11 protein-coding genes are annotated in these 12,652 nt (G+C 66.4%); 1 reads left to right on the forward strand and 10 read right to left on the reverse strand.

Annotation, left to right across the window (positions count from 1 at the left end; all coding sequences use genetic code 11):
• Positions 1-52: 52 nt before the first annotated feature.
• From DJ029_RS07115 to scpA, 6 genes are all read right to left on the reverse strand, one after another.
• Positions 53-301 (reverse strand): EF-hand domain-containing protein, encoded by a 249-nt coding sequence (locus tag DJ029_RS07115; protein WP_112321657.1) that lies wholly within the window; start codon positions 299-301, stop codon positions 53-55.
• 526 nt (positions 302-827) lie between these two features.
• The gene (locus DJ029_RS07120) at positions 828-2,717 is read right to left on the reverse strand and encodes a propionyl-CoA synthetase (protein WP_112321658.1); all 1,890 of its coding nucleotides are present in this window, start codon (positions 2,715-2,717) and stop codon (positions 828-830) included.
• Positions 2,718-2,743: 26 nt separating this feature from the next.
• Positions 2,744-3,613, reverse strand: coding sequence for a hypothetical protein (locus tag DJ029_RS07125; protein ID WP_198671076.1), 870 nt, complete (start codon positions 3,611-3,613; stop codon positions 2,744-2,746).
• A gap of 9 nt (positions 3,614-3,622) precedes the next feature.
• Positions 3,623-5,902: an NADP-dependent malic enzyme gene (locus DJ029_RS07130; protein ID WP_112321659.1), complete on the reverse strand. Its 2,280-nt coding sequence runs from the start codon at positions 5,900-5,902 to the stop codon at positions 3,623-3,625.
• Positions 5,903-6,056: 154 nt separating this feature from the next.
• Positions 6,057-6,857, reverse strand: coding sequence for a glycosyltransferase family 25 protein (locus tag DJ029_RS07135; RefSeq protein WP_112321660.1), 801 nt, complete (start codon positions 6,855-6,857; stop codon positions 6,057-6,059).
• 11 nt (positions 6,858-6,868) lie between these two features.
• Positions 6,869-8,995: a methylmalonyl-CoA mutase gene (gene scpA, locus DJ029_RS07140; RefSeq protein ID WP_112321661.1), complete on the reverse strand. Its 2,127-nt coding sequence runs from the start codon at positions 8,993-8,995 to the stop codon at positions 6,869-6,871.
• Positions 8,996-9,085: 90 nt separating this feature from the next.
• On the opposite strand from scpA, the gene DJ029_RS07145 reads away from it, so the two are divergent.
• Entirely contained in the window at positions 9,086-9,499 is a 414-nt protein-coding gene (locus DJ029_RS07145) for a DUF4174 domain-containing protein (protein WP_112321662.1), read from the forward strand.
• A 28-nt stretch (positions 9,500-9,527) separates the two neighbouring features.
• Here the strand turns inward: DJ029_RS07145 and DJ029_RS07150 are convergent, their stop codons facing one another.
• The 4 genes from DJ029_RS07150 to DJ029_RS22400 form a co-directional block, all read right to left on the reverse strand.
• A complete protein-coding gene (locus DJ029_RS07150) occupies positions 9,528-11,480 on the reverse strand; it encodes an acetyl-CoA carboxylase biotin carboxylase subunit (protein ID WP_112321663.1) in 1,953 nt (650 codons plus the stop codon).
• A gap of 159 nt (positions 11,481-11,639) precedes the next feature.
• On the reverse strand, positions 11,640-11,843 hold the full coding sequence (locus tag DJ029_RS07155) for a hypothetical protein (RefSeq protein ID WP_112321664.1): 204 nt from the start codon (positions 11,841-11,843) through the stop codon (positions 11,640-11,642).
• Between the two features lie 166 nt (positions 11,844-12,009).
• Entirely contained in the window at positions 12,010-12,354 is a 345-nt protein-coding gene (locus DJ029_RS07160; RefSeq protein WP_112321665.1) for a hypothetical protein, read from the reverse strand.
• A gap of 33 nt (positions 12,355-12,387) precedes the next feature.
• A complete protein-coding gene (locus DJ029_RS22400) occupies positions 12,388-12,513 on the reverse strand; it encodes a hypothetical protein (protein ID WP_258165084.1) in 126 nt (41 codons plus the stop codon).
• Positions 12,514-12,652 lie beyond the last annotated feature (139 nt).

The following is a 12,652-nucleotide window of genomic DNA, read 5'->3' on the forward strand; positions in this document are numbered from 1 at the left end:
GCGAAGCGTGGCCGGGTGCCTGGGGGGACACCCGGCCACGCAGCTGGTCAGGTCATTCCTTGGGCAGCAGGCCTGCTTCCAGGGCGACGGTGTATTCCTCGGCGTCGACCACGCCATCGGCGTTGGTGTCGACGGCGGCGAAGGTTTCCTCGGTCGCGTCGGGGAAGGCCGCCACCAGCTCTTCGGCGTTCAGCCCGCCGCTCGCATCCGCGTCCGCGGTCTCGAAATCGGCAAAGGCCGCACCGGCCAGCACGAGGACGGTTGCGGCAACGCCGCCGGTCAGGATCAGAGGTTTCTTCATATCGTATTCTCCTTTTGTGTCCGACGTCCCGCGGGGCTCCGCGGGTCGGGTCGGGGATGCGCCCCGAAGGCCCCGTAGGGTCGTCCGAGACGCAAGGAGAACCTGCGGCGGAGCGGGTCCGAGCGCAAAAGCAGGGGGGGGAATTCCGCGCATCTTCGATAGGTCGGTTTTTGCCCATGACCCGTCGTTTTCCAGGGGCGGCGCAGAATGCGCTTTTTTCCGCTCATGGCGGTGGGACGCAGGAGGATTCCGGGGATTTCAGATTGTTTTCAGTCTATTACGGAAACCCCGGCCCCACCGCGCCCCACAAGGGGTCTTGTCAGGGGGCCGATCCGCCAAACACATTCAAAAGTCAATATATCTACCGGCGCATCGGGATTTCGCCCCCCGAAATGCGCGCCGAACACCTGCCCGGGCGGGCCGGCGGACCCGCGCCTTGCGGCACCCGTGGCGCGCCGGGGCCTCATCTGTCCCGAATCGCGCCCGCTTGCCGACGCCCCGCGCGGGGCGTCAGCCGGATGCCGACTCAGTCCGGGGCGTAGCCGAGACCCTGAAGCGCTTCGCGGATCTCGTCCAGGATCGCGGGGTCGTCGATGGTCGCGGGCACCTTGAACGCCTCGCCATCAGCGATCTTGGCCATTGTCGCGCGCAGGATCTTGCCCGAGCGTGTCTTGGGCAGGCGATCCACGCAGACCGCCAGCTTGAAGGCGGCGACGGGGCCGATCTGCTCGCGCACGCGGGCGATGGCGTCCTTCACGATCTCCTCACTGCTGCGCGTCGTGCCGGAGTTCACGCAAAGGAACCCCATGGGCAGCTGGCCCTTCAGCTCATCCCGCACGCCGATCACCGCGCATTCGGCGACGTCCGGAAGGCCCGCCAGCACCTCCTCCATCGCGCCGGTGGACAGGCGGTGCCCGGCGACGTTGATGACGTCATCGGTGCGCGCCATGATGTAGACGTAGCCGTCCTCGTCGATCATGCCCGCATCGCCCGTCTCGTAATAGCCGGGGAAAGTGGTCAGGTAGGATTTGCGGAACCGCTCCTCCGCGTGCCACAGCGTGGGCAGCGTGCCCGGCGGCAGCGGCAGCTTGATCGCGATGGCGCCCAACTCCCCCGCGGGCAGGGGGTGGCCGTCTTCGCCAAGGATCTGCACGTCGTACCCCGGCATCGGCACGGAAGGCGAGCCGACCTTGATCGGCAGCGCCTCCAGCCCCATCGGGTTGCCCACGATGGTGTAGCCGGTTTCCGTCTGCCACCAGTGATCGACCACCGGCACGTTCAGCATCTTCTGCGCCCATTCGATGGTGTCGGGATCGGCCCGCTCCCCCGCCAGGTACAGCGTCTGCAGGCAGGACAGGTCGTAGTCCTTCAGGAACTCCCCCTTCGGGTCCACCCGCTTGATCGCGCGAAACGCGGTGGGCGCGGTGAAGAAGCTCTTCACCCCATGTTCCGAGATCACGCGCCAGAAGGTGCCCGCATCGGGTGTGCCCACCGGCTTGCCCTCGAACACGATGGTGGTGCAGCCCGCCAGCAGCGGCGCATAGCAGATGTAGGAATGCCCCACGACCCAGCCCACGTCCGAGGCAGCCCAGAAGACGTCCCCCGCCTCGACGTTGTAGATGTTCTTCATCGTCCAGTGCAGCGCCACTGCATGGCCGCCGTTCGGGCGCACCACGCCCTTGGGCTGCCCCGTCGTGCCCGAGGTATAGAGGATATACAGCGGATCGCCCCCGCCCACGGGCACAGGCTCGGCCAGCGGCGCGCCCTCCTGGAAGGCGTGCCACTCGTGGTCATTCTCGCCCAGGATCGCGTTGGCCGCATCGCGCTGAAGGATCACGCAGAAGTCGGGCTTGTGGGCGGCTTGGGCGATGGCCCCATCCAGCAGGGGCTTGTATTCCACCACGCGCCCCGGCTCGATGCCGCAGGAGCCCGCGATGATCGCCTTCGGGGTCGCATCGTCGATCCGCACCGCCAACTCGTGTGCGGCGAAGCCCCCGAACACCACCGAGTGGATCGCCCCGATCCGCGCGCAGGCCAGCATCGCCACCAGCGCCTCGGGGACCATCGGCATGTAGATGATGACCCGGTCGCCCTTTTCCACGCCCTTGCGCTGCAACGCGCCGCCCAGCCGCGCGGTCGCCTGCTGCAGCTCGGCATATGTCATCTTGGTGATGCTGTCCGTCACCGGGCTGTCGTGGATGATCGCCACCCGGTCGCCGTGCCCGGCCGCAACGTGGCGGTCCACGGCGTTGTAGCAGGTGTTCATCGTGGCGTCGGTGAACCACTCGTAAAGGGGGGCATTGCTATCGTCCAATGCCTTGCTCGGAGGGTGAATCCAGTCGATCGCCTGCGCCGCGTCCATCCAGAAGCCTTCGGGATCGGCCTGCCAGCGTGCATATGTTTCCGCATAACCCATGAGCATTTCCCCTTTATTTTCAATAATCAGATCATGTCGTCAGTCTTCTGTGGCGGCTGACCCTCACGCACCCGAACCATGGCAGGCTCGGGCGGTGCGCCGAGGGTGGAAAACCGCTCCCAATATGTCTTGATCCAGTCCACCGGGAAAAAGCCGAACTTTTCCGCACTGCCCCAGCGCCGCAGGGCGGGGCCGGCGAGGTCCGGCAGTTCCGGCTTGCCGTGAAAGGCGATGAGGTAGCCGCCCGGTTGCCGGATCGGGCGCAGCAGGTTGGCCGGAAAATGCCAGGCCAGCCCCTTCTTGAAACTGTGCATCCACCCCTCGGGCCAGTGATGGAGGTTCTTGGCGTGACGGTGGATGAACACCTGGTCGTTGCGATGGGGTTTCAGCGCGTCGAAATCCGCATCGTGGAACGCCTCGAACACGTGCCCCTGCTCACCGGCGACAAAGCCCACGACCGAGGAGTTCGACAACCGCTCCACCCGGCTCAGGCGGGGAAACCAGCGCTCCAGCGTGTCGGGCCAGTCGCGGATGATATGCAGCCCGCCCGTGTCGCGGACCCGGTCGATCATCGGGCCGAGGCAGCCGAGCACCATCATGTCCACGTCCATCAGCAGAACCGGCGTGCCGGGCGCGAACACCCCCTCCTTGAAGACGGAGAGTTTGGGCCACATCCCCGGGACCCAGTGCTGACGCTCCAGCGCGAAATCGGGCAGCGGCAGTGCCTCGATCCCATCCGCCAGCCCGGCCGGATCGTCGGTCAGGCAGACCATCCGGAACGGCCGGGTCATGTAGTGACTCAGCGCGCGGAACAGGGTGTTGGTGTGTATGACCGGATAGCCCTGCCCCCACTTGAGGCAGACGATCACGGGCAAAGGGTCCGCGCGCTGGTCCATCGTCACGCCTCAGCCATAATGCGCCACCGGGGTTCCGGCCAGCGCGGCCATGTTCAACAGCCCCCGCGCGGTGATCGAGGGGGTGACGATGTGGCAGCGGTTGCCCATGCCCATCAGGATCGGCCCCACCTCAAGCCCACCGGCGGCGACCTTCAGGATGTTGCGCACACCAGACGCGGCGTCGGCATTGGCAAAGACCAGCACGTTCGCGGCCCCCTCGAAACGCGATTCCGGCAGGATCCGCGCGCGCAGATCGGGGTCGAGCGCGGCATCGGCGTGCATCTCGCCCTCGTAGAGGAAGCCGCGCTTCTCGGAATCGAGGATCGCCATGGCGGCGCGCATCTTGCGCCCGCTTTCGGTTTCGAGGTTGCCGAACTGCGAATGCGAGCACAGCGCCACCTTCGGCACGATCCCGAAGCGGCCGACGTGACGCGCCGCGCCGATGGCCGCCTCTGCCACCTGCTCGGCGGTCGGGTTCGGATGCACCTGCGTATCGGCGATGAAGATCGGACCGCTTTCCATGATCATCAGCGACAGCGCGCCCACCGGGTGCAGATCGTTCGAGCCGAGCACCTCTTCCAGGTACTTCAGGTGCCACAGGTACTGCCCGAAGGTGCCGCAGATCAGGCTTTCCGCCTCGCCCCGGTGGACCATGACGGCCCCGATGGCGGTGGTGTTGGTGCGGATGATCGCCCGCGCCAGGTCCGGCGTCACGCCGCGCCGCGCCATCAGCTTGTGATACGTTTCCCAGTAGTCGCGGTAACGGGGGTCGTTTTCCGGGTTCACGATCTCGAAGTCCTTGCCGGGGCGGATCGGCAGGCCCAGGCGTTCCAGCCGGGTTTCCACCACCTCGGGGCGGCCGATCAGGATGGGCTGATCGACGCCTTCGTCGATCATCGCATGGGCGGCGTGCAGCACACGCTCGTCCTCACCTTCCGCAAAGGCGATGCGGCGCTCGGCGGATTTCGCCGCCTCGAACACGCGGCGCATCAGCATGGCCGAGCGGAACACCGAGCTGTCCAGATCCGCCTTGTAGGCATCCATATCGGCCACCGGGCGCGTTGCCACGCCGCTGTCGATCGCCGCCTTGGCCACGGCGCTGGCGACAATCGCCTGCAGGCGCGGATCGAAGGGCTTGGGGATCAGGTAGTCGGCCCCGAAGACCATCTTTTCGCCCTGGTAGGCCGCCGCCGCCTCAGCAGAGGAAGAGGCGCGCGCAAGCTTCGCGATGCCTTCCACGCAGGCGATCTTCATCTCCTCGTTGATCTCCGTCGCGCCGACGTCCAGCGCGCCGCGGAAGATGAAGGGGAAACAGAGCACGTTGTTGACCTGGTTCGGGTAGTCCGACCGGCCCGTGGCGATGATCGCATCCGGTGCCACGGCGCGCGCGTCATCGGGCATGATTTCCGGCGTCGGGTTGGCCAGCGCGAAGATGATCGGCGGGCCGGCCATCTTCTTCACCATCTCGGGCTTCAGCACGCCGGGGCCCGACAGGCCGAGGAACAGGTCCGCGCCCTCGATCACCTCGTCCAGGGTGCGCTTGTCGCTCTTTTGCGCGAAAGCGGCCTTCTGCGGCGTCATCTCTTCCTCGCGGCCCTCGTGGACCAGCCCGGCGATGTCGCACAGCCAGATGTTTTCCCGTTTCGCACCGAGCGCGACCAGCATGTTCAGGCAGGCGATCCCCGCAGCACCCCCGCCGGTGGAGACGATCTTGATATCCTCGATCTTCTTGTCCGCCACGCGCAGCGCGTTGGTGGCCGCCGCGCCGACCACGATGGCGGTGCCGTGCTGGTCGTCGTGGAAGACGGGGATGTTCATCTTCTTGCGGCACAGCTCCTCGACGATGAAACAGTCGGGGGCCTTGATGTCCTCAAGGTTGATCGCGCCGAAGGTCGGCTCAAGGCTGGCGACAATTTCGGCCAGCTTGACCGGATCGCTTTCGTTCACCTCGATGTCGAAACAGTCGATGTTGGCGAACTTCTTGAACAGGACGGCCTTGCCCTCCATCACCGGCTTGGAAGCGAGCGCACCGATATTGCCCAGGCCCAGCACCGCGGTTCCGTTGGTGACCACCGCCACCAGGTTGCCCCGGGCGGTGTAGTCGCGCGCGGTGTCGGGATCTGCCTTGATCTCGATACAGGCTTCGGCGACGCCCGGCGAATAGGCGCGGGCCAGGTCGCGTCCGTTGGCCAGGGGCTTGGTGGCGCGCACCTCGAGTTTGCCCGGCTTGGGAAACCGGTGATAGTTCAGCGCCGCCTGTACGGCCGGATCAGTCTTGCGATCGGTCATTCGGTCATCCTCTCCGCTCGGGGCGGGACAGTCCGCCCCCATGGTCGCAACCCCAATGCCAGATATTGGTTCAAAGCTAAACTATTTTCTGCGCACCCCCCCGGAAACGGCCAAAAGCGCCCGGATACAGGGGGCGGGGCAAGGCAGGGGCCGGTCATGACCCGGTCCCCCGGGGCGCGGCGGGGGCGTAGTCCAGCTTGCGCCACGCCGCCCCGGCGGTGGCCATCTGCACCAGTTGGCGCGGCAGGCAGTTCACCTCGAAATAGGCGCGGCGCAGGCGTTGGCGCAGGGGCATCCGGGCCCGCCGCTCTGCCGCGATATCCGAACCGGCTGGGTCCGCTTCCTGGCGCGCGATCGCGGGAACCAGCTGGTAGATCGGGCGCGTGCGCGCGAAGCGAGAGACGTTTGGGCTGAAGATCAGGTGATCGACCGGCACATCCGCCCGCCCGGCCAGCGAAAGCAGCGCCTTCGCCCCGCGCCGGGTCAGCAGGTAGGCGGCCCCGCCGGTGTGGCGCGAATACAGCCGGTGCAGACGCCGGCCCTGCGGCGTGCGCAGGCCGGGGCCGAGCAGCTTGCGCGACACGCGGCGGCTGTACTTCTCGAACTTGACGACCTCGGCGTCGGCGGGAAGCCAGTCGCTGTCCCGCGCGTAGGCGGCGTAGTCCGGCGCGAATTCCACGTCGTCTTCGAGGAACACCGCCGCCGGATCGCGACTGTCCAGGAACGCCGCCCAGGCGCGGAAATGGCTGGCGGTGCAGGCCCGGTCCCCGACGTGCAGGGGGCCGAGCGGCCCGGTGCGCCGCGTGGTCAGGTCCAGTTCTTCCGCGCTCACCTGCCGCGCATCGATGGCGTCGACACGGGTCGGGGAGAGGTTGAAACCTTGCAGCCGCGCGCTCATCCTTTCCCAGCGGTCGGGCCGCCGGGACAAGTTGATGAGGTAATGCAGCAGCTGCATCGTGTCTGTCCTCAGGCGCTGCGGATCATGTCGAGGATATCGCGCGCCGCCGACGGGATGTTGGTGCCGGGCCCGAAGATCGCCTTCACGCCCGCATCCCGCAGGAACGCGTAATCCTGCTGGGGGATCACCCCGCCGCAGATGACGAGGATATCCTCCGCGCCCTGGGCCTTCAACGCCTCGACCAACTTGGGGGCCAGCGTCTTGTGCCCGGCCGCCTGCGACGAGATGCCGACGACGTGCACATCGTTGTCAATGGCGTCCTGCGCCGCTTCCTCGGGCGTCTGGAACAGGGGGCCCACGTCCACGTCGAAACCGATGTCGGCGAAGGCGGTGGCGATCACCTTGGCGCCCCGGTCATGGCCATCCTGGCCCATCTTGACCACCAGCATACGGGGGCGGCGGCCGGTTTCTTCGGCGAAACTTTCCACGTCGCGCTGGATCTGGGCGAAACCCTCGTCCCCCTCGTAGGCCGCGCCGTAAACGCCGGCCAGCGTCTTCACCTCGGCCCGGTGGCGGCCGAACGCCTTTTCCATCGCCATGGAGATCTCTCCTACCGTTGCGCGCGCGCGCGCCGCTTCCACTGCCAGCGCCAGCAGGTTGCCCTCGCCACTGGCGGCGGCCTGCTCAAGCGCCACGAGGGCGCCATCGCAGGCCGCGGCATCCCGGCTGGCGCGGATGCCCGCAAGCCGGGCCACCTGCGCTTCGCGGACCTTGTCGTTGTCGATGTCCAGAACGTCGATCGGCTCTTCCTTGTCGAGGCGGAACTTGTTCACCCCGACGATCACCTCGTCGCCGCGATCAACGGCGGCCTGGCGGCGCGCCGCCGCTTCCTCGATCCGAAGCTTGGGCAGACCGGCGGCCACGGCCTTGGTCATGCCGCCCATCTCCTCGACCTCCTCGATCAGCTTCCACGCCTCGCGCGCCAGGTCGTCGGTCAGCTTTTCGACGTAGTAGGACCCGGCCAGCGGATCGACGACATTGGTCACGCCGGTTTCATTCTGCAGGATCAGCTGCGTGTTGCGCGCGATCCGGCTGGAAAACGCGGTGGGCAGGCCGATCGCCTCGTCAAACGAGTTGGTGTGCAGGCTCTGCGTGCCGCCCAGGACCGCGCTCATCGCCTCGTAGGCGGTGCGCACGATGTTGTTGTAGGGGTCCTGCTCGGCCAGGCTGACGCCGGAGGTCTGGCAATGCGTGCGCAGCATCTTCGAGCCGGGCTTCTTCGGCTCGAACTCGTCCATGATGCGGCTCCACAGCAGGCGCGCGGCGCGCAGCTTGGCCGCCTCCATGAAGAAGTTCATCCCGATGGCGAAGAAGAAGCTCAGCCGCCCCGCGAACGCATCCACGTCCATGCCCCGCGCGATGGCGGTGCGAACGTACTCGCGCCCGTCCGCCAGCGTGTAGGCCAGTTCCTGCACCAGCGTCGCCCCGGCTTCCTGCATGTGGTAGCCGGAGATGCTGATCGAGTTGAACCGCGGCATGTCCGACGCGGTATAGGCGATGATGTCCGACACGATCCGCATCGACGGCTCGGGCGGATAGATGTAGGTGTTGCGGACCATGAACTCCTTCAGAATGTCGTTCTGAATGGTCCCCGACAGCTGCGCGCGGTCCACGCCCTGTTCCTCGCCCGCCACGATGAAGCTGGCCAGAACCGGGATCACCGCGCCGTTCATGGTCATGCTGACGCTGACCTTGTCCAGCGGGATGCCGTCGAACAGGATCTTCATGTCCTCGACGGAATCGATGGCCACGCCCGCCTTGCCCACGTCCCCCACCACGCGGGGATGATCGCTGTCATACCCGCGGTGCGTGGCCAGGTCGAAGGCCACCGAAACGCCCTGCTGCCCCGCGTCCAGCGCGCGGCGGTAGAAGGCGTTGCTTTCCTCGGCGGTCGAGAACCCGGCGTACTGGCGGATCGTCCAGGGCCGCCCGGTGTACATCGTGGCGCGCGGGCCGCGGGTGAAGGGCGCTTCGCCCGGCACGCCGCCCAGGTGCCTCACGCCCTCCAGGTCGTCCTGGGTGTAGAGCGGCTTCACCGCGATCCCTTCGGCCGTGTTCCAGACCAGCGCCTCGGGGTCGCGGCCCTTCAGTTCCTTGCGGGCCAGCTCGGTCCAGTTGGGGGGGAGTTTGCTCATGGCCGGATCTCCTTCATATTCGGAAAAAAGCGCGCCTTGCTCTCGAAATTCGTGGCGGGTTCATTACTTAAGAAGCAAAGAGGACTCCCGATGAAATCCATCCTGCCCGCGCTTGTCATGCTTGCCACCGCCGGGGCCGCTTCGGCCGCCGACCTCGACCAGCCTTCGCTGGCCGAACTGAAGTGGGTGGCGCGCCCGATCGTCGTTTTCGCCGATGCCGCCGCGGACCCGCGCGTGGCCCGCCAGCTGCAATGGTTCGAGGACCGCATCGACGAACTGGAGGAACGCGACGTCGTCATCCTGGTCGACACACACCCGGACGAAAAGACCGCGCTGCGCGAACGCTTCCATCCGCGCGACTTCATGGTCGTGCTCGTCGGCAAGGACGGAGAGGTCAAGTACCGCAAGCCCGACCCCGTCACCGTGCGCGAGATCATCCGCCTGATCGACCGCATGCCGCTGCGCCAGCAGGAAATCGAGGCGCAGCGCGCCGGGTCGGGCTGACCCGCGCGGCGGATATCGCGCAAGCCCGTCACGCCGGGTCGAACTCCATGATCACGTCGTCGACGGCCAGCGACTGGCCCGCCTCGGCGTTGATCTTGCTCACCACGCCCTTCTTCTGGGCGCGCAGCACGTTTTCCATCTTCATCGCCTCCACGGTGCACAGGGCCTGGCCTTCCTCCACCACGTCGCCCTCGGCAACGTTGATGGTCACGATCAGGCCCGGCATCGGACAGAGCAGCATCTTCGACGTATCGGGCGGCAGCTTTTCGGGCATCAGCGCGGCCAGCTCGGCCTGGCGCGCGGTATAGACCTTCACGTTAAGGTCGGTGCCGCGATAGCGCAGGCGGAAGCCGGCGGTCGTCGCCTCGACCTTGATGACCATCTGGTGGCCGTCCACCATGCCAGCGGCAAGGGACATGCCCGGCAGCCAGTCGGTGTGGATGATCTTGTCCCGGTTCACCACGATCTGCGTGCCATCAATCAACACGGTCCAGCTTTCCACCGGCGCCGGGGCCTCATCCCGCAGCCGCCCGCTGATTTCCTGCGCGCGTTCATGGCGGGTGGCCATCATCCCGGCGGCCACGCGGGCCAGCCGGTCGCGCACACGCTCGCTCAGCGCCGCGCCCTCGAAACCGTCGGGGTATTCCTCCTCGATGAAGGCGGTGGTCATTTCCCCGGCGATGAACTTCGGGTGATCCGCCACGGCGGACAGGAACGGCAGGTTGTGGCCGATCCCCTCCACCTCGAAACTGTCGAGCGCGACGCGCATCTCCTCCAGCGCGGTGGCTCGGTCAGGGCCCCAGGTGCAGAGCTTGGCGATCATCGGGTCGTAGTACATCGAGATTTCGCCGCCCTCGTAGACGCCGGTGTCGTTGCGCACCTTCTGCGCCACTTCCTCGGGCGGGCGATAGCGCGTCAGCCGCCCGATCGAGGGCAGGAACCCGCGATAGGGATCCTCGGCGTACAGGCGGCTTTCAAAGGCCCAGCCGTTCAGCTTGATGTCGTCCTGCGCGAAGGGCAGCGCCTCGCCGTTGGCGACGCGGATCATCTGCTCGACCAGGTCCACGCCGGTGATCAGCTCGGTCACCGGATGCTCCACCTGAAGGCGGGTGTTCATTTCCAGGAAATAGAAGTTGCGATCGCCATCGACGATGAATTCCACCGTGCCGGCGCTGGTGTAGTCCACCGCGCGGGCCAGGGCGACGGCCTGCTCGCCCATCGCCTTGCGGGTGGCTTCGTCCAGGAAGGGGCTCGGCGCTTCCTCGATGACCTTCTGGTTGCGCCGCTGGATCGAGCATTCCCGCTCGCCCAGGTAGACGCAGTTGCCATGGGAGTCGCCCAGCACCTGGATCTCGATGTGGCGGGGCTGGGTGACGAACTTCTCGATGAAGATGCGGTCGTCGCCGAAGCTCGCCTTCGCCTCGTTCTTTGAACTCTGGAAACCCTCGCGCGTTTCCTGCTCGTTCCAGGCGATGCGCATCCCCTTGCCGCCGCCCCCGGCACTGGCCTTGATCATCACCGGGTAGCCGATGTCGCTGGCGATCTTCACCGCCTCGTCCGCATCCGCGATCAGGCCCATGTAGCCGGGCACCGTGCTGACCCCGGCCTCTGCCGCCAGCTTTTTCGAGGTGATCTTGTCGCCCATCGCCTCGATCGCGCCCACGGGCGGGCCGATGAAGGCGACGCCCTCTTTCGCCAGGGCTTGCGCGAACTCCGCGCGCTCGGACAGGAAGCCGTAGCCGGGATGTACCGCCTCGGCGCCGGTCTGGCGCACGGCGTCCATGATCTTGTCGATCACGATGTAGCTTTCCGCTGCCGGGGGCGGGCCGATGTGCACCGCCTCGTCCGCCATGCTGACATGCATCGCGTTGCGGTCCGCGTCGGAATAGACCGCCACCGTCTTGATGCCCATCTTCTTCGCGGTCTTGATGACGCGGCAGGCGATTTCCCCACGGTTGGCGATCAGGATCTTCTTGAACATGTCTGTCCCTTTTCAGTCATTGGCCCTGCGTCAGCGCACGACAAAGGCCCGCCACGCGCAGCGCGCGGACGGGGCAGGAAGCGGTGTGATGGAAGGGTGCCGGAAACCGGCAGCGTCAGGGCGGCGCCCGCCAGGGGCACCGCCGTGAAGGGCCGCTGATCAGCAGCGGCCGGGGTTCTGGTCGCAGTAAAGGACGTTGCCAGCCGCACCGACGAGGGCACCGGCCGCCACGTTGCCGTCAAGCGCGACCGAGGTCGCAGCGCCGGCACCGGCACCGATAAGCGCCTGCTCTTCAAACGTGTCGCCACAGGCCGCAAGGCCCAGCAGCGCCGCAACGACGACAAGGGTTCTGGATTTCCGCATTCGATTTCTCCTTCTCGAGTCAGCGTGATCCTGAGATCAACACCCATACTCCTATATAGGTTTCGAATGCCCATGATGCTTGTCAAAAGACGTGGGTTTTCTGCAACACACCGTGAACGGGCGGAAACCCGCCCACCCGCGCGCAGGCTTGGAACCAACGGGCGCGTCATGCGAAAACGTCCGGGAAACTGCGCCGCGCCACGTCCAGGTCAATGCGCAGCAGCGCGTCGTAGCTGGCGGGATCGAAGGGCTCTTCGGCGGGCACCACCTCGCGCCCGAAAAGCCAGCTCAGGCGGCCGGCGTCCAGGTTGCCGCGGGCAAAAGGTTCATCCCCGAAATAGTCGTAGAGCGCCGCCAGAAACGCGGCATCGGCGCGTTTGTCCGCTGGTCGGCGATCCTTGTAACGCTCACGCTCCTTCAGGGGCGTGGCCCCATCCTTGTTCGCGCGGCGCAAGGTGAACTGGAAATCCGAGCCGGGCATCCGGCCCGGAAAACCGCGATGTTTCAGCATGGCACCCCCCGCAAGCGGAAGGTGCCAAAGGTCTTAGACCTTGCCGGTGAATACCGGCTCCGGCTCGATGACCGGTGCGGGCGCGGGTTCTTCCTGCTGTGCGCAGGCAGCAACGCCAAGAAGCAGGACCAAAGCAGCGAGTTTGGCAGTGAGCGACATTTGTATCTCCTCAAGCAAAGTTCATGTGTCTGCTGCCCGGGCACACGCCGCAAGACAACGCCGCTCAGAGTAGACCTGTTGCGCCAAGACGCAACAGTCTTTGTCACGTCCATCGCCCCACCGGTGGGAATGATATGTC

The sequence above is a fragment of the Oceanibium sediminis genome, from assembly GCF_003265325.1.
Taxonomy (GTDB): Bacteria; Pseudomonadota; Alphaproteobacteria; order Rhodobacterales; family Rhodobacteraceae; genus Halovulum; species Halovulum sediminis.